Annotated in this window: 17 protein-coding genes; 2 read left to right on the plus strand and 15 right to left on the minus strand. The window is 34.1% G+C overall.

Features of this window, described 5'->3' with window-relative positions; translation table 11 throughout:
- Positions 1–92: 92 nt before the first annotated feature.
- The 15 genes from M2326_RS05290 to M2326_RS05360 form a co-directional block, all read right to left on the minus strand.
- Complete coding sequence (locus M2326_RS05290; protein ID WP_264618509.1) at positions 93–1,043, minus strand: patatin-like phospholipase family protein; 951 nt, start codon at positions 1,041–1,043, stop codon at positions 93–95.
- A gap of 17 nt (positions 1,044–1,060) precedes the next feature.
- Positions 1,061–1,318: a hypothetical protein gene (locus M2326_RS05295; protein ID WP_264618510.1), complete on the minus strand. Its 258-nt coding sequence runs from the start codon at positions 1,316–1,318 to the stop codon at positions 1,061–1,063.
- Positions 1,319–1,346: 28 nt separating this feature from the next.
- The gene (locus tag M2326_RS05300; protein ID WP_264618511.1) at positions 1,347–1,928 is read right to left on the minus strand and encodes a sigma-70 family RNA polymerase sigma factor; all 582 of its coding nucleotides are present in this window, start codon (positions 1,926–1,928) and stop codon (positions 1,347–1,349) included.
- A complete protein-coding gene (locus M2326_RS05305; protein WP_264618512.1) occupies positions 1,925–3,295 on the minus strand; it encodes a putative hexosyltransferase in 1,371 nt (456 codons plus the stop codon). The genes M2326_RS05300 and M2326_RS05305 overlap by 4 nt, the downstream gene beginning before the upstream one ends.
- The gene (locus tag M2326_RS05310; RefSeq protein ID WP_264618513.1) at positions 3,292–4,773 is read right to left on the minus strand and encodes a glycosyltransferase; all 1,482 of its coding nucleotides are present in this window, start codon (positions 4,771–4,773) and stop codon (positions 3,292–3,294) included. Before M2326_RS05310 ends, M2326_RS05305 begins: the two co-directional genes overlap by 4 nt.
- Positions 4,774–4,777: 4 nt before the next feature.
- The gene (locus M2326_RS05315; protein ID WP_264618514.1) at positions 4,778–5,467 is read right to left on the minus strand and encodes a glycosyltransferase family 2 protein; all 690 of its coding nucleotides are present in this window, start codon (positions 5,465–5,467) and stop codon (positions 4,778–4,780) included.
- The gene (locus M2326_RS05320) at positions 5,464–5,856 is read right to left on the minus strand and encodes a toxin-antitoxin system YwqK family antitoxin (protein ID WP_264618515.1); all 393 of its coding nucleotides are present in this window, start codon (positions 5,854–5,856) and stop codon (positions 5,464–5,466) included. The genes M2326_RS05315 and M2326_RS05320 overlap by 4 nt, the downstream gene beginning before the upstream one ends.
- Before the next feature lie 313 nt (positions 5,857–6,169).
- Positions 6,170–7,762: a 4Fe-4S binding protein gene (locus tag M2326_RS05325; RefSeq protein WP_264618516.1), complete on the minus strand. Its 1,593-nt coding sequence runs from the start codon at positions 7,760–7,762 to the stop codon at positions 6,170–6,172.
- A complete protein-coding gene (locus M2326_RS05330; RefSeq protein WP_264618517.1) occupies positions 7,759–9,060 on the minus strand; it encodes an NAD(P)/FAD-dependent oxidoreductase in 1,302 nt (433 codons plus the stop codon). The genes M2326_RS05325 and M2326_RS05330 overlap by 4 nt, the downstream gene beginning before the upstream one ends.
- 89 nt (positions 9,061–9,149) lie before the next feature.
- The gene (locus M2326_RS05335; protein ID WP_264618518.1) at positions 9,150–9,914 is read right to left on the minus strand and encodes a hypothetical protein; all 765 of its coding nucleotides are present in this window, start codon (positions 9,912–9,914) and stop codon (positions 9,150–9,152) included.
- 15 nt (positions 9,915–9,929) lie between these two features.
- Positions 9,930–10,622 (minus strand): TIGR04283 family arsenosugar biosynthesis glycosyltransferase, encoded by a 693-nt coding sequence (locus tag M2326_RS05340; RefSeq protein WP_264618519.1) that lies wholly within the window; start codon positions 10,620–10,622, stop codon positions 9,930–9,932.
- A complete protein-coding gene (locus M2326_RS05345) occupies positions 10,615–11,373 on the minus strand; it encodes a DUF547 domain-containing protein (RefSeq protein ID WP_264618520.1) in 759 nt (252 codons plus the stop codon). The genes M2326_RS05340 and M2326_RS05345 overlap by 8 nt, the downstream gene beginning before the upstream one ends.
- A gap of 68 nt (positions 11,374–11,441) precedes the next feature.
- Positions 11,442–12,314 (minus strand): sterol desaturase family protein, encoded by an 873-nt coding sequence (locus M2326_RS05350; protein WP_264618521.1) that lies wholly within the window; start codon positions 12,312–12,314, stop codon positions 11,442–11,444.
- Positions 12,315–12,908, minus strand: coding sequence for a TIGR04282 family arsenosugar biosynthesis glycosyltransferase (locus M2326_RS05355; protein WP_264618522.1), 594 nt, complete (start codon positions 12,906–12,908; stop codon positions 12,315–12,317). It lies immediately after the preceding gene.
- Positions 12,898–13,389 carry a rhodanese-like domain-containing protein gene (locus tag M2326_RS05360; RefSeq protein WP_264618523.1) on the minus strand — a complete coding sequence of 164 codons (492 nt, stop codon included), beginning with the start codon at positions 13,387–13,389 and terminating at the stop codon, positions 12,898–12,900. The genes M2326_RS05355 and M2326_RS05360 overlap by 11 nt, the downstream gene beginning before the upstream one ends.
- A gap of 185 nt (positions 13,390–13,574) precedes the next feature.
- Here M2326_RS05360 and M2326_RS05365 point away from each other — a divergent pair, with 185 nt between their 5' ends.
- Together M2326_RS05365 and M2326_RS05370 are read left to right on the plus strand one after the other, a co-directional pair.
- The gene (locus tag M2326_RS05365; protein ID WP_264618524.1) at positions 13,575–15,071 is read left to right on the plus strand and encodes a sulfatase; all 1,497 of its coding nucleotides are present in this window, start codon (positions 13,575–13,577) and stop codon (positions 15,069–15,071) included.
- 706 nt (positions 15,072–15,777) lie between these two features.
- Complete coding sequence (locus M2326_RS05370) at positions 15,778–18,864, plus strand: SusC/RagA family TonB-linked outer membrane protein (RefSeq protein ID WP_264618525.1); 3,087 nt, start codon at positions 15,778–15,780, stop codon at positions 18,862–18,864.
- Positions 18,865–18,872 lie beyond the last annotated feature (8 nt).

The following is an 18,872-nucleotide window of genomic DNA, read 5'->3' on the forward strand; positions in this document are numbered from 1 at the left end:
TAAAGATAGTTGGGGGATAAAAGTAGTGCCATGCCGAAGTATGATTAAGTAGGTGAGGACTTAAAAAGGTTACATCGCTTATTTTGAGTATGTTAATCTTCTATGGATTCCTTTGTAGTTATTTTTAATTTTACGTCCTCTTGTGGTACAAGACAAAAACTATCTGGTTGTATGGATTTTGCATATTCGTATCCATCTTTCCACCATTGTGTCATTTCTTGTGTGTCAAATATCAACGGATTGTCTGTAAGATTATCAGGAGTGAAATAAAAATTAATTTTGATGTTTTTGTTCATACCAATTAGTTTTCCAATGATAATGTCTTTAGAATTGTTGGTATTCTTCATAAACTCAAACGTACGAAATAGAAGTGAAAAGGCATTAGTGATTTCAGGCAAATGCAAAGATTGATTTTCATTTTCGAGTATAATTACATCAATTTCGGTCGCTCCATTTTCTATAGCACAAGATATTGGAACAAAATTTCCAAAACCGCCGTCGGCATATTGATAGCCATTTTTGTTCACCAAACTCATAAAGGGTACGTAATTGCAGGAAGCCCAAGCCCATTCACAAAAATCTTCACGGGTACAATCTTTAGAGTTGTGGTACTCTATTTGGTTCAAGGTTAGGTTGGATACCGTTACAATAACTTGTTTGTTTTCTTTTTGAAGGCGATCATACTCATCAACAGTAATATTTTTTTGGATGAGTTTTTTGAGGTTTAGGCTTTCGCCAAAAGTAGGAGAGCCTTTGATAAAGGATAAAACCGAATTAAAGTGATTGATTTTGGTATCATAACCATTCTCATTTTTTGTAATAATAAAAGGAGAAATGCTGAAAATATCTTCCTGAGAAACTGAAGTATAAATATTTTTTATTTTGTCGATTTCGCCCAGGGCCAAATGAGGCAAAAGCAAACAACCCGTAGAGCAACCAACGTATAGTTCATATTTGTTGCAACAATCATTGATTAAATATTCGGCTACACCACCAGCAAATGCTCCTTTGCTGCCACCTCCTGAAATAATTAATGCCCTCATTTTTGGTTGTTTTATGGTTAGGTTCTTTTGATTTTATTGATGATGTCTATCTTTTTTTCATCGCTCAGCTTCTGTGTTGTAGCACTTTTTTTGGAACCAAACCACTTTGTGATAAAACTATCAATTGTTTTGGATTGATTTTCATAGGCACTACATGTTTTACACATTGCCTTGTGGGTTTGTAATTGTAGTTTCTCTTTAATAGTCAAAGGAGTTAATTGTTGTTTGTCAATTAATTCGGTTGTGATTTTGCAGGATTTGACTAGCATTTGCATGATTTTGTTCATTTTTGTTTGAAATCCGTTAATTCCATTTGGTTTCTAGGCATTTTTTCAAAAGCAGTTTTGCTCTATGAATGATCTGCCAATAATTAGACGCTGTAATTTCCAATTCCTTACAGATAATATCTGCTTTATTATCCGTTAAGTATTTGGAGGTTATGGCTAGTTTCCATTTTTCGGGTAAATCGTCCATACAGTGCTGAAAAACCATATTGAAATCGACATTATCTAACAATTCACCATCTTGTTCCCAGATTGGATTAAGTTCTTTATCCACCCAATTTTCGGTCGTATTGAACAGTCCATCAGATAGTTCATAACCACTTTCTTCGGTCAGGCTAAAGTTGTTTTTGGTCGTGCGCGCGCTCAGGCGGTAATAATCGACTACTTTATTGTTTAAGATGGCAAATAACCAAGTTTTGGGCTGGCTTTTGCCTTGAAAACTTTCTATTTTATTGAAAGCTGCTAAGAATGTTTCTTGTACCAAATCTTCGGCAGTTTCTTTAGAAGAGGTTTTGTACAAAGCCCAAGAGTAGAGCTCATCACTAAATTGATTGACCCAATTTTCTAAAACGGTTTTTGAATTTTCTATGGAAATACTCATGTATTTTTTATCCTAAATGTTGATTTGGTCAAATATACATATTTTTTAAGGTCCAAATTATCACGAAATTCTAAAATTATAAATAAAATTACAATACCGTATTCTAAACCAATCAACCAAAAGTTTTCTTGAAACACAATAGTACTATAGGCACTATAACTCAAAACAGCCATTAAACTCCAAACAATAGGGTAGTAAAAACGGGTAAAAACACCAATTAACACCAAATTGATAATGTACCAAGGGTGTACTGTCGTCGCTGTCAAAAAGTAAACTGTTAAGACCAATAGAAAACTTGTAAATAATTGTATGCTTTTTTTATTATCTCCCATAAAACTTTGGTAAACGATAAATAGCACCATTAAAACCGGAATTATTTTTCCCGTGGTTTGTATAATGTTATATCCTGTGACCCAAAAACCTATTGCTCGTACTAGGTAATAAATACTGGCATTGAACTCAAAATTTGTGAACCAGAGTCCAATTGTATTGGTATAATTTTCTACCAATTCTGTGGATAAAAAAGGTAGAAAGAATAGTAAATTTAATACCAGTACGATGAGGTAAAACGGAATAATTCTTTTCCATCCTAATTTTTGCAAATAGAGTGGTAATAAAAGCAAAGGGAGTAATTTGGTCGAAATAGACAAAGCGAGTACCATAGCGGCCGTTTTCCAGTTTTCTTTCGATAATAAATACATACTCCAAACAAAGAAGAATAACATGACACCTTCAAAATGTAAATTTGCGGTCAATTCAATAACTACTAATGGATTGAGAACATACCAAAAAATTCGGTGTTTATCTAATCCAAATCTTTTTAATAATTTCGAGCCAAAATAAAGAGTTCCAAGGTCTGCAAGAATAATAAGGAATCGCATGCCTACCACAGCACTAAAAATAGTGTTATTGCTAAAGTATGCGGCAATGGCAAATGCTACTTGGTTTACTGGTGGATAATTGGAGTAATGACTAGCACTCAATGCTCCCATACCGTCATACAACGCTTTAGCATTGGCTATCGAAAAATCGGATTGATTAATAAGGTTATCTGGTAAATATAAATACGGATTCATGCCTTGCAATAGCAAACGACCGTCCCAAATAAATCGGAAGTAATCCTGAGATAAGTTGGGTACCACGCTCCATAAAATAATTCGTATTATGATGGCAACACCAACTAAAAAAGTAAAATTATTTTTTTGTAAATAAATAATTTGATAGGTACAAAAAAAGAGAAGTACAAAGTTAATCACCAAAGGAACAAATTCTTGCCGCTCTAGCATATACCCCAAATACCCATAACAAAACATACTAATTAATAGATAAATGGTGGTTTTGATGGTTTTGGAATCTAGTAACTTCATTTTGGGGCTACAATTGATTGGATGAATATATAGGCAAAACCGATACAAAGCATCAGATGGAGAAATAAAATACTAAAATCGTATAAGTAAAACGAACTATATATGCCGAAGGCGAAATAACTCATCAATAAACCTTCGAAAATGACGTTTTTGGAGATTTTTTTATTCAAGTAAATATTTTGCTTCCATTGATCTTTCATACCTTCAATATTTAATTTTGGAGTCCGTACAAACTCACTTTTCTTTCCCCATAAACCTTCCAAAACGGCAATAGTGTTGTGAAAAGAAAATCCCATGGCTATAGTATAAAAAATAAAAAATAGTTTGCTATAGCTCATAAAATTTGTAAAACCACCTCCGTGAATGCTTTTATAAGTAACCCAATAACTAATAAAAAATAATATGGAAGTAATAATAAAGAACATCAAAATATCAAATAATCTTTCTAGTTCGGGCAGTTGATGTTTGATATACAGAACTGGAATACTCAATATTGCCATGACAAACAAAGCCAAAAACATAGAGCTGTTCAAAAGGTGTAAAATCCCGTGGGCTTTGGTTTTAAAGCCTATATTATTAGACTTCCACACACGTTTGGCATTTTTACTAAAGTTTTCGGCTCCCCCTTTGTTCCATCGAAATTGCTGTGAACGGGCTGCGCTAATGATGGCTGGCAATTCGGCTGGTGTTTCTACTTTTTCAAGGTATTTGAATTTCCAATTTTTGAGTTGCGCACGGTAACTTAAATCCAAATCTTCAGTCAAGGTATCGCTTTCCCAATTTCCGGCATCAAGGATACAGGTTTTGCGCCAAACTCCTGCTGTTCCATTAAAATTAATGAAATGTGACTGCGAGTTGCGTCCCACTTGCTCCAGTGTAAAGTGAGCATCCAAGGCAAACGCCTGAATCTTGGTCAGTATCGAATAATTACGGTTCAAATGGCCCCAACGGGTTTGCACGACACCAATTTGTGCATCCTTAAAGTAAGGAATAGTTTGCAGTAACCAGTTTTTTTGAGGAACAAAATCGGCATCAAAAATCACAATCAATTCGCCTTTTGCAGTAACAAGTCCTTCCTTCAATGCTCCTGCTTTAAATCCTTGCCTGTTATGTCGACATATATGTTGTATATCCAAGCCGGTTTGTGCCAATTCGGCAATCAACTTTTGCGTCATTGGTACGCTATCATCTGTACTATCGTCGAGTACTTGGATTTCAAGTAAATTTTTTGGGTATTCCAAGTTGGCAATTGTTCGCAACAGTCGTTCTACCACATACTTTTCATTGTACAACGGCAGTTGAATGGTGACAAATGGGTACGCATCACCTTGCTCAAAATTATATTGAGGGCTATGGTCTTCTTGTTTTTTACTTTTTATATAGTTAAGCAACAAGTTGAATTGTGCCAAACCATACAAAAATATCAAAAGTATAGCGAGGCAATAAAAAAATAAAATAATATAAGAAATAGATACCATAGAATTATTTGAAGGTATATTTAAAAATCCAACCGATGATTTTAACACCAGCCATAACAGTTCCTTTTAAGGTTCCCGAAACTTTTGAAACTCCAATTCGGTTTTTATAATGCACCGGAATCTCTACATAAGTCATATTTTGTTTCAGGACTTTCAATTGCATTTCTACTGTCCAACCATATGTTTTGTCCTCCATTTTCAAAGCTAGCAATTTATTATATTTTATGGCACGAAATGGACCTAAATCACTAAAATTGGCTCGGAAAAACAAACGCATTAAAAAAGTAGCCAACCAATTACCAAATACTTGTTGTGGGGTCATCGAGTGCTTTTCGCGTAAAGCCGACACACGAGCACCAACGACAAAATCAATGTTATCCTCCAAAATAGGCTCCACCAATTTGGATAATTCTTTGGGGTAATCAGAGTAATCCCCGTCCAAAAACACTACGATATCAGGCTTTTGCTGTTTGTTTGCTAAATAATCCAAACCTTTTAGACAGGCATTACCATAGCCTTTTTTATTTTCAGACAAAACGGTTGCTCCAGCATTTTGAGCCACCGCAATGGTATTATCAGTAGAGTTGTTGCTTACTACAATAATTTCGCTTACTGTATCTGGAATCTCATTGATGACATGCGCAATAGCTTTTTCTTCATTATAAGCGGGTATAATTACAACAATAGTTTTCATTTATTTTGATCATTTCGGTAAGCCGATAGGCTCGTCCATTCATTTGTTTTTGTACCCATTTTATATTTTTCGGCCTTGACAATATCACCGTCTTTGTACAAGATTGACAAGCCATTTGCTTTATCATTTAGGTATTCTGTTTTTCGAATAATTGCTCCTTCAGCCGTATAGAAAATCCACCATTTGCATTTTTTATTAGCAACAAAATGACCTTCCTCTTTTTTGGCGCCATTGGCATAGTAATAGTACCAATAATCAACTTTTTTGCCCTGTGAAACCCAACCTTCCGATTGCAGTGTCCCATTCGAATAATAATTTTTGGCATATTCTCTAGGTTCCGAATTGCCGAAAATAGTCATAAATACCAGAAAAAATAGTGCTTTTGTCATTTTTAAATTACTATTAGAAAAGTTTTTAAATAAAATCGTATTGTTCTAAAATTAAATTTGGGCGTGCCCTGCCAAAAAAAAGGCAGGTCGGGCTTTCCGCTATATCTTTTTTGGAGCAAAAAAAGCCCCAAAAAAGGATGCCGCTCCAATCCCTCACGCAAAGCGTAAACTAGAACATAAGTATGTACGATTAAATTGTCGAAATAGTTTTCAATAACTACAAATTAATGCAAGATAATCCTGAATTGACTTGTAAAACAGTAGAAAACACTCTAAAAAGCTTTTTTTTAATGCAAAAGTACAAATGAGAAGGTTATTTTTGATTGATTAAATCCATCAAGTCAACATCATTACCCAACAAGATTTCATTGGCATTGATACGACCTGCAGGAGTATCGTTCTCCAATTTCAATACACCACGAGGGCAAACTGCTGCACAAATTCCACAACCTACACAAGAAGAACGAACAATGTTCTCTCCTTTTTGAGCATAGCTACGTACATCAATTCCCATTTCGCAATGTGTAGAACAGTTACCGCAAGAGATACATTGTCCACCATTGGTAGTAATTCTAAATTTTGAAAACAAACGTTGTTGCAATCCCAAAACGGCAGCCATAGGACACCCAAAACGACACCAAACACGATTTCCCAAGATAGGATAGAAACCAACACCAATCACACCACTAAAGGCAGAACCAATTGCAAAACCATACCATTCTCTCAATTTATAACTGTCTATAAAAAAGATGTTTTGATTACCAGAAAAATAATTCATCAAAATGGCAATAACCATGATAGCGACTAGCGATAGCATCGTGTAAACTGCATCTTGATCCATATCTTTTCTTTTGAAAACATATAGCGCTGTAGTAAACACACCCAGAAAAAGTACAATTCCCCAAACAAATTGATCTTTGGTAATAAAACTCAACTCTGGATTATTCGATAAAAAAGTAAAAATAACGGCAATAGTCATTACAAATGAAAACACAAGAACTGAATGAATCATCCAACGTTCAATTTTCCAAGCTTTCTCAGAGTTGTCACTCAAATGACGGAAAGAGTCACCAGCTGTTTCAGCTAGACCACCACATCCACATACCCAAGAGCAATACCAACGTTTTCCGTAAAAATACGTTAGGATAGGGGAGATGATAAAAATCATCGCCACTCCAAAAACTAACATAAACATTCCTAGATTACCTCCAGCAAGCATCCCTTTGACATGCCATTCATCAAAAAAGTAATAATTAAGTGGCCACATGTTTTTTATATCCTTAGCAAAATAAGCTTGTTCAGGATTAAGTTTTGTCAATATCTCTGGAATTAAAAAGGCAAATCCCAACTGAAAAAACATGACCGATATTGTGCGGACCAATTGGTATTTATTATGTCGGTATTTAAGGATAAATTTATACCCTAGTCCTACAATCGCCATGGTGTATAGTGTTCCATACACAAACCACTGTGTGGCTGGTTTACCGTTTAAAATTAAACTCAAAGGATCAAAAAAGCCAACAATTCCGGTATTTTCTCCTCCTTGTTCATTAAGTCCCAAATATTTTGGAAACCAATATAGCGCAATATAAAAGGAAGTCAAAATAATACCGATCATCCATCCAATTGTACCTTTGTGTGTTAAGCTAGATGTCCAGACGTGGTTGTTACTTATTCCTTCAGGTCGGTTCAAATAGAAACTATTGGCATACAGTACAATTCCAGTAATTATAGATAGTAAGGAACCCGTCAACCAATATCCTTTGTTTGGGAATTCTACGTTAAACAAGGCCAAACTCATAATAAAGAGACCAATAAGACCAATAGCTATCCCTGTTTTTTGTACGCCTGTGAGGTCATTATGTTCTTGAGAAGCTATGGATATATTTTTTGCTGATGTACTCATATTGATTTATTTTTAATACCCACACATTGCTTTGTGAACTGGTTTTGGATTTCTTTTTCATGGGAGTTAAAAAACTCAGGGTCAAAATTGGCTGCTTTCAAGTGCTGAATTACATACTCTACAGACTGATTATCGGTTAAGACTTTGTCAAAAAATTCGTGACGCATTCGGATACCAAAAGTGTTGATACCAAGGAAACGTCTATTGCTGCTATCAAAAGCAATTCGGATGGCTTTTTTACCTCCTTTGTGTTCCCAATAAAAATGGGTTTCGTTTTCTTTTGGTTTTGCCCACACCCAACCGTATGTTTGGTATTCAATGTCTAGAAATTTAGCCGAATTAAACCAATGTCCTGGTTTATATTCTGTCGGTTTTCCAGTAAGTGTTTGCGCTAGCGCTTCGCCCATCATTCTTCCGGTGTACCAAACAGCTTCAATTGGTCGTCGTTGATCAATGCCTTCGTGTTGTTCTGCACAATCGCCAATGGCATAAATGTTTTTAATATTAGTTTCTAGAAAGCGATTCACTTTGACACCTCGACCCAATTCAATCCCCGAATCTTTCAGGAAATCAATATTGGGTGAAACACCGGCGGTCAAACCAACAATTTGACATTCTATTATTTCATCTTTGTCGGTGATGATGGCTTTTGCTCGGCCATTTTCATCAGAAATAATCTCTTTCATGCTGGTGCCCAACCTCAAATCAATATGGTGTTCAATAATATGGCGGTTAATCATTTGGCTCTCTCCAGCAGGTAAAACACCGTTCCAAAAGCTGTCTTCACGTACCAAAAAGGTGACTGCAATATTTCGAGCGCGCATCATTTCTGCAAGTTCAATTCCGATTAATCCACCACCAACAATTACAGCTCTTTGGGTAGTAGTTGCCCATTTTTCTAGGTTATCCAAATCTTGTTTATGGTATAATCCTGTAACGCCTTCGAGGTCTTGTCCTGGCCAGCCAAATTTATTGGGTTTGGATCCGGTAGCTAGTACCAGTTTATCAAATGTTATTACGGTATTGCCATCTAAAAGGAGTGCTTTTTCTTTGGTAAATACCTCCGATACCTTTTTGTGAATCAGGTTGATATTGTTTTTCTTCCAGAAATTATTCTCGTACGGTTGCGTGTGCTCAAATTTCATGTGTCCCATGAACACATACATTAACGCAGTTCGAGAGAAAAAATAATCTGTTTCTGCAGAAATAATGGAGATTTTAGCGTCAGAATTTTTTCGAATATGCCTAGCCAATGTAACTCCAGATATTCCGTTTCCGATGATGACAATATGTTCCATATTTATAATCTTTTTTTTAGTATTCAGGTTTGGGGTCTTCATTTTGGATCAGTACCAAGTAAACATTACTTCACTACTGCTTGATTTCTTTAAATAGTTTTGAAATCTTTTCCCGGAGTAAAAGTATCGGCTGTTACGGTGATGAATTTAATATTAGATAAACTTGCATTTCCAATAGTTTCTCCAAATTCGTCTTTTTCGTTCCAAGAACAAAATTGCCATTCGGTTGCAAAAGGAACCCCGTCTACTGTTTCAAATTTTTTATATTGAATACCGTGAGGTTGTTTCTCAGCATCTTCTTTTTTAGTTTTAATAGTAACAATATAGGCCAATTTTTCTATCAAATGAGTTTCTTTATTACTGTACACTACGTACCAATCGTCTGGTGCATCTCCTGTACCCGACTCGAAGGTTAGTTTTTGAGTTTCAAATAAGTCTTTGTTAGTTCCTTTATTATCATAAGGTGTCCAAATAGTACCGCCATCACTCATTTTATAAGGAAACATAAAAAAGTAAGCCCAAGTATACGCATCAAAGCGAACTGATTTTTCTGAAGGTAGATTTGGAGAATAGAACACTTTATCTTTGTCGTATATGATTTTTGAACCGTCTTTTAATTCGATTAAGCCTTTGCTAGAATTAGTTAACAATGTCATAGTACCGTCCATTCTTTCTTGACCGCCAAATTCTATTTTGATATCAAATTGTAATGCATCTTGATTTTTGAAAATTTCTTTTTGATGTGCCTTCTCTGCTTTCGTTACAAAAGAGGCTTCTTTTTCTGGAGATTTACATCCCATGAAAGCAAATGATAAGGCGAAAACGGATAGACTTGTTTGTTTTAATAAATTCATTGTTGTGTACTATAATTAGATAATATTTTTTCGATAATAAGTTTGCAAATGTGCCAATGGAAATCCCAATTTTCTTTTGAGATGGATGATGATAAAATGGAATTGCAATTTCCAAACACCATTTTGTTGGTATTTTCTAGCCGATGTAATTACATATTGTGGGATGACTACAAATTGCTTTTTGATATAAAGTCTTTCAATAATTTCATTGTCTTCATAAATGGTGTAATCTTCATTAAATCCACCAATTTCATCAAACAATTTTTTAGATACAAATAACGATTGATCGCCGCCTCTACAACTGATGTGGTTGAAACGAGTAAACCATTGAGAAGCCAATAAAAGAGGATGTTTAAGGTCAAATTTCATTCGAAAACAACCGGCATTTGTTCCATTTTTAAACTGTTGAAAGATTGCTTTATCAAAATTCTTTGGTGGTATACTATCGCAATGCAAAAAATACAGTAGTTTACCAGATGCTGCTTTGGCTCCTGCATTCAATTGTTTGGCTCTACCTTTTGGCGAAGAAATCAATTGTATGTTTTGCACTTGTTGTACTTTTTGAGTAGAGCAGTCTGTACTGCCTCCATCAACTACAATAATCTCATAAGGAATCGTTTTTGAAACCATACGTTCTAGATACAACAAAGCCGACTGAATAGTGTCAGCTTCGTTATAGATAGGTATGATTATAGAGATTTTATTCATTTAAATTCCAATTGTAATCTTTGAAAGAAATTTTTGCTTTTGAATTAATTTTAATAGTACTGTATTGGTTTAAGAAATCAATAATAGATCCTTTGGTTTTGAAATCACCACCAAACCAATTGAAAATTTCTGAAATTTCAATGCTTGAAGCTGTAATTGTATTTTTAGTTTTGTCGTTAATGAAATCTTTGGCAACGGCTGCAAGTTGTTTGCTTAGTTTTGCTTCAGTATAAGCTTCATTTAATAAATTTGGACAAGAATATGAGGCACAGTTAATAGCGAAATGTATTCTAGGCTCTCCCATTTTTCTAAGGATTTCGTGCTCTACTTGCTCCAAGCTATATGATTTCCCTCCAAGTTTAAAGAATTTTTTACCCCAAGGATTGCTAATTTCTTTAATACTCTTTACAGGATAATTGTCCACAATTAATTTTACAGTGTAGGCATTGTACACATTAATCCAGTAAGACAAAGTTGCATTACGGCTCCAAGAGGAGTTTGGTATGTTGGCCTCAAGTAAATCAAGATAAGATTCCAATTTTTTTTTATCTCTTAAAAATCCTTTATAATTTACTTTACCTGTACTTGATACATTTTTCTTCAATAAGGTATTCCATTTTGTATGGTCTACATTTCTTGCTAGGTTAGCAATTGTTATTTCTTGATCTACAGTATTATTTTGAACAGTTGCAATTTCATTTGCAAAAAGGAAAGCTGGGCTAAAAAGCAGGGCTATAATTATTTTTTTCATGATTGTGTTTTTAAGTATGTACGTAAGAACCGTCGATGAAGTTTGGCTTTCCTGACAGAAAAAAAATATTATTTTTTAAGAGGGTAGAATTCTTGCTCCAAAAAGTCGTCTGGAAAATGGTTGTCATTAGCAAAACCGAGCTCAATATCTTTTCCGTCACTCGGGATATAATGGGTGCCAAAAAGGTAATCCCAAAGACTTAATGATATTCCGAAATTCACACCATATTTGGTTGGCATTTTTTTGCTGTGGTGCCAAATGTGCATTTTCGGGTTGTTCAAAATGTATTTTAAATATCCATAATCCCAACCAATATTGGCGTGGTTGAGGTGACCAATTGCGATAGTAATAAAGTGTACGATAAAAACATCTTGAATGTCTACACCACCAATAATGATAATCGGAATATATAAAATGGATTTGTACACAATAGGTTCCATCCAGTTGTATCTAAAGTGCGCAGCAAAACCCATCTCTTTGATACTGTGATGCGTTTGATGAATTTTCCATAAAAAGGGGACCGCGTGTAATAGGCGGTGCACGTTCCACTGAATAAAATCACTGATGATGAAAAATATAAAAAGTGATAATGGAGCCGGAAGATCTGAAATTGAAAATAACTGAATGGAGGTCAATTGAAGGCCTACGAGTCCCAGCAGATCGTTGAGCACCTGAGCAGTTACATTAGATAAAGCTATGAGTAAAATAAGGTTGAGCAAGAAGAAATTGAAGAACAAATAAAACAAGTCCAACCAAAAATCTTTACGCAGTATTTTTTGGTCTTTTCGCCATGGAAAAAGCAATTCCAATACCCAAACGGTTAACGAAATGATAATTAATCCATAGAAGTAGTTGTCCCAGTTCGGGAAAAGTATTTCGTTTTTTAAATAATTGAAATATCCTTGGTAAGATTCTAAAAGTATGTGGCCGTAATTTTCCATTTATTTTAATTGATAATTACTTTTTTCTAAATCCTCAATCGTATCGATATCGTTTAAGGTCTTGAGTAAGTATACGTGATGTAAAGGCAGGTCATTCAAGGTGTCTGCAAGTACAGAGGAAGTTCCCCATTGTTTATTTTTAAAAATCGAAGGAAATATTTTCTGTAATCCTAGGAGGTAATAACCACCATCTTGTGCGGGTCCAATGGCAATTTCGTTATAGTCCATCGCATGAAAGGCATGTTTGATATCAATAGTTTGTAGATCGAATAAATCACTCCCCACAATGATACATTTTTCGTGACCTAGCGCAAATAGTGTCTCAAAAGCAGCTTTCATCCTTTGACCTAAATCGCCGTCAGCTTGTAGCTTTTTGTTATAAATTTCATTGTCCCAAATATCATCTTCGATAATTTGACTATCATAAAAAACATATTTGTCACAGTCCAAATACTGCGTTTGTAGCATAGTGTGTTGCAACAAGTCTTTGTAGACTTCCAACGCTTTCTCGTCCCCAATAGATTTTGCTAATCTGGTTTTTACTTTTCCTAGGGTCGGGTTTCGGGTAAATATTAGTAAGGCATTAGTTTTCATAGATTTTAATTCCTTTTTTTAGGTAAACACTCCACTCTTTGTTATAAGTATGTATGCTGTCTGTCGCATTATTTTTTTGGTTGACAACTGTACCACCATTATTTTTATACTCAAAAATCCCACCATAAAGATTGTGAACGTTTGTATAACCTAGGTTTTGTAATTTTTCTCCAATTTTCTCCGAACGAACCCCTATAGAACAATATACGAGAATAGGAGTTTTTCGGTTTTTAATTAAATGAGTGATTTTTTCGGTTTGAAAATGATCAAAACCTACATGTATTGCATTTGGAATGTGGCTTACTTGGTATTCTTTGGGTTCACGGCTATCTAGAATGATAAAATTAGATTTTTTTAATTCAGTTGCTTTGACATAAGGCACTGATTGATTATTGTGTTTTTTTAATACAGTCGAAACGCTATCTTGTGCAAAGATTGTTAGATTGAAACTTAAGAGTACATATAATAGGAGTAAGCGCATACTATTTAATAATTTAGTAAGATTAGACGAAAAAAATCATAAACCTGACTTTGTGATAGCAATTTAGTAAATAATAGTCTTTTGTTTACTAAGGGATACAAACTATTAATTAGTGAGAACATTAAAAAAGAGACAAAAGTCGTATTTTGTTATGAAAACAAATAATTAACCAAAAAAAGATAGCGATGAATAAATTAATTTACGGAATAACCTTAATTATTGGACTTACGGTCACACAGGCTCAAACGCAAAAACCAAATATAGTATTTATTGTAGTAGATGATTTGGGGTATGGAGATGTGGGATTTAATGGTTCCAAATTTTATGAAACTCCTAACTTGGATAAATTAGCCAAGGAGAGTTTAGTATTTGATAATTCGTATACTTATCCTACCTGTTCGCCTTCTAGAACGGCTATTTTTACTGGTAAACAATCTTTTAGAACGGGTATTTATACAGTTCCTGTTTTAGAAAAAGGAACTGATCAAGAAAATATTTTTTCACGATGGACTGTTGGTAGAGAACATCCTATTTATGCAGAACCATTAGCAGAAGCGGGATACAAATCAATTCATTTGGGGAAATGGCACATTGTGGGACCAGACCCTTTGAATGAATTAAACATGCACTATCCTTTAACGAAGAGATTGGGACAGCCTGATCCAGGTAATTATGATTGGGTTGCGCTTCACAAATCAAAGGAAGTACAGCAGTATTATCCTGAAGGTAGAGGTTTCTTGAAAAATGTAGGTGGAACTTTTAGAGGAGACCCAGCCTTTGAATTAGGAGGGTATAAAAGTGAAACAAAAGGATATAAGGCACCTTTTAGTAATCCGTTTATTGAAACTAAAAAAGGTGATGAATGGCTGACCGACCGTTTAACTGATGAAGCATTAGAATTTATGGAAGCGCATAAAAAGGAACCGTTTTTGATCAACTTAGATTTTTATGCCGTTCACAATCCTATTGTAGCACGTAATCAAGAATCGTTGGATAAATATTCAAATAAAGAAGGAGACCCTATTATGGGACAAGGTTTAGGAAAAAGACGTCAAACAATGGTTGAATATGCGACCATGGTAGAATCTGTGGATCAAAATATTCAAAGAGTCATTGATTATTTGGATAAAAATAATTTAAGAGAGAATACAATGATTATTGTTACATCTGACAATGGGCAAAATGAAGGACCTAGTACGAATAATCTGCTTAGAGATTCCAAAGGATATATTTATGAAGGAGGGATTAAAGTACCTACATTGGTGAATTGGAAAGGAAAAGTAAACGCTAGGAGAACTGATGTAGCGATTTCAGTTTTGGACTTCTTTCCTACCTTTATGGATGTTGCAGGTATTAAAGATTATAATGGAATTTTGGACGGAAATTCAATTACACCAGAATTTAAAAAAGACACTAAATTTTTTGTTAAGCGTCCAATATTTTTACAAGTTTCGAGTCAGTATAAACATGGTACTTGTTCGGTTATTAGAAAAAAAGAATTCAAATTAATCCAATTTTTAGCAGATGGGAAATTAGAATTATATGACTTGTCTAAAGATCCATTAGAAGCAAATAATATTGCAGAAAGCAACAAAAAGGTAACGAAAAAGCTGTTAGCAGAGTTAGTCAAATGGCGTCATTCAAACCATGTTCCTTTACCTCCAAACTCAGTTGTCGATTAGTATATTACATTTTGACTGAATTTGATTTTACGTTTCAAAGCCAATTTTAGATTGAAATAGTTATTAAAAAAAAACAGGTTGTTTCACTATTTGTGAAGCAACCTGTTTTTTTATACCTTTGATTTTTATGGTAATTTAGTCATAATTCTTATTTTTAACATATATTTAGAGTTGTTATTGTTAAGGTATTTATTTATTATTATGAATTATAATGTATTGTTTGTTAATGTTTTAGTTCTTTTTCTCGCGCCTTTCATTTTGATGGTTTACTCATGGAGACAAGTTATTTACGGAAAAGAACATTTTTTATTAAGATTATTTTAACCTTTACATTATTGTTATAATTGCGAATATAGTAGATTAAACTAATGATTTTTATTATTTGTAAAATTAATACCGAAAATATTTAAGGTATTCGTAGTGATAGTTGTCCTATTAGTAAAATAAAGGATTGGCAAGGTGAGAATGAAAAAAAGAGCATAATTTTTAAACTAACTAAAAACTAACTAATGAAAGTTATCCAATTTAAAAAAGAGTTTTTGAACTCTACGTAAGAGTCTTAAAGCGAAAATTATTTATTAGAAAATAGTAACGAATGTTATTCATTTTTAATATTAAATACGAGAGGTATAGCAGCTAAAAAAGCTACAGCTATTTTATATAAAATAAAAGATAAATATACTGCCATTAATCAAAAATTAATCAAATGAGAATAAAAGAAAAAATGATGTCAATAGGAAAAACTTCGGGTTTTCTAATGATTGTTTTGCTTGCACTTTTCTGTACAACTACAGCCAAAGCTCAAGAAATTACCGTTCAAGGTGTTATTAAAAGTGCCGATGATGGAATGCCTATTCCCGGAGCTACAGTTATAATTAAAGGAACTACAAAAGGTACTGTTACCAATTTTGATGGAGAATATGCCATTAAAGCAAAAATGGGTGACATGATTTCGGTTAGCTATATCGGAATGATGACTAAAAATGCTGCAGTAACGAGCAAGTTTTTGAATGTTGTTTTGAAATCGAGTAGTCAAGACTTGGATGAAGTAGTAGTAATTGGGTATGGAACCGTAAAGAAAAAGGAAGTAACAGGGGCGGTATCAAGTTTGAAAGCAAGTGATATTGAAAATTTTGTTACTCCAGATTTAGGTAGTGCGATGCAAGGTCAAATTTCCGGAGTAAATATCGTAACTTCTTCAGAACCTGGAGGAACTTCAGAGATTTTAATTAGAGGGGTTACCTCTGTATCAGGTTCCAATACTCCTTTGTTTGTTGTCGATGGTGTTCCACAAGAAGGAGATCCAGGAATAAGTCCAAATGATGTAGAGTCTATAGATGTCTTAAAGGATGCTGCATCGGCTGCAATTTATGGTACACGTGGAGCTGCAGGAGTTATCTTAATCACAACAAAGCAAGGAAAAGCAGGTACCATGCAAGTACGTTTGGACGGAAGTATTGGTTATGAGAAAGTAAAAGGAGGAATTGCTTTGATGAATACGGCACAACAAACGTATTTTGACATGATTTATAATAGAAATTTATCTCCAGGGACAGCAGATGACCTTTTTGCTTTAAACTTAGATAAGACACCTTCTGGGTTTCAAAATGACACTAAATTAACAGATCTTTTGTTTGTAGATAATGCTAAAACGCAAAATTATAATTTAAACCTATCTGGTGGAACCAAGGATTTAACGTATAGTATTTCTACCAATTTATATGATAAAACAGGAGTAGTGCGTAATACTAGTTTTCAACGTTTTAATACTAGAGCAAATGCAAATTACAATAAAGGTAAATGGAAAATCAACGCTAGTGTAGGAGTTTATCAAGAACAAACCAGTAGAGGAGCAAGTGGAGCGGTAAATCAATTATTGAAATACAAACCTACTCAGGCAAGTATTGATTTTGATAACCTAGATGGTCCAATATTGAGTGAAGATAATGCACAAGACTTAAATAGTCTTGGGAATGTCTTGGCAAGTTTCAATAACTCCGATATCACAAAATCGGCTAAATCATTAGCAAATTTTAATTTAGGATATGAATTAGCCAAAGGGCTAAATGTCTCGTCTCAAATAGGTTTTAATCAATCTAATAGTTATAGAAAACGTTTTGTACGTTACCAACCTATCATTTTTGCAAGTGGAGCAGATTCTGGTAGATCTGATAATAGTAGTGTTCAAAATGATTCCCAAATCAAGTCTTCTTTGGTTTGGACAAGTGCGATTAATTATAAAAAATCACTTGGAGATCATAATTTTGGAATTATGGTTGCTTACACAAGAGAGCAGTACAACACAGAGCAGTTTTCTGCTCAGAAGTTTGGTGTATTGGATAATGCAGTTCAAGTACTTAACGGAACAACAAATAGACCCGAAGTGAGTTCAGGACCAGATGAGGTTCGTAAATTGACTGGTTTTATTACAAGATTTCAGTATGATTATAAAGGAAAATACTTGATAAGCTCTAGTATTCGTCGTGATGGTTCTACTCGTTTTGGTGAAAAAAATAGATATGGAACTTTTCCATCTGTTGCACTAGCTTGGAATGTCTCAGATGAGGCTTTTTGGTCAAAAATGAAAGGTGTGGTAAATAACTTTAAAGTACGTTTGAGTAGTGGAACAGTAGGTAATGAAAGTATTCCATCTTATCAATATTCTGGAAATATTACTCCTGGTTATGATTATGTTTTTGGAGGTACTTTAAATTATGGTTTAGCACAAGATGGGTATGCAAATCCACTTATTAAATGGGAAACTTCAAAACAAAATAACATTGGTATTGATTTAGGTTTATTTAAAAATAAAGTGACCGTTTCTGCTGAATACTATAACACTAGTAAAGACGGAATGTTGTTTCCAGTAACGCTGCCAGGATCTGCTAGTGGAGTTGATGGATCTACAGTAATCTATAATATTGGAGATATGACCAATAGCGGTTTTGAATTGGCTGTAGGCCTGAAAGGGAAAATTAACAAATTAAACTACAGAATGAATTCGACCTTCACAACAAATCAAAATGTAATTAAGAAAATTAATGGCGAAGGAAGTTATTTGTTTACAGATGATAGTGGCTTAGTAAGTGGAGCCAAAGCCGATTCTCAAATTACTGTTTTGGCAGAAGGACATGAAGCTGGTGCTTTTTACTTATTCACTACAAATGGTATTGCAAATACCCCAGATAAATTGGCTGATTATCAAAAAATTGTACCTACTGCAAAAATGGGTGATTTAATTTATAAAGATAACAATAATGATGGTGCTATAACCAATGGAGATAGAGTTTACTCTGGTAGTGGACTAGCAAAATACCAAATAGGGTATAACTTAAATTTAGATTATAAAGGCTTTGATTTATCGTTTAATCTATATGCAGCTTTAGGTCAAGAAATTATGAATGGAGCCAAAGCTACAGCATATGGTAATGGACGTAGTGAAGATTTAGTTTACTCTTGGTCAACTGTAAATCCAGATTCAAATATCCCTGCATATAGAGGAGATATCAAATCACATCCGAACTACAAAGGGTATACTGATCAATGGTTAGAAGATGGTTCTTATTTGCGTGTAAAAAACATCACTTTTGGATATAGTTTACCTAAAAAATTGGTAACTAGTTTGGGAGTTTCAAAATTCAGATTGTATGTTACGGCTCAAAACCCTTTTACTTTTACTAAATATACTGGTTTTGACCCTGAAATAGGTGGAGGAATCAATTCAAGAGGATTAGATAAAGGAAATTATCCATTGGCTAAATTTTATTTAGTAGGATTGAATTTTAATTTTTAAAAGTATAA

The sequence above is a fragment of the Flavobacterium psychraerolatum genome (assembly GCF_025960985.1).
Taxonomy (GTDB): domain Bacteria; phylum Bacteroidota; class Bacteroidia; order Flavobacteriales; family Flavobacteriaceae; genus Flavobacterium.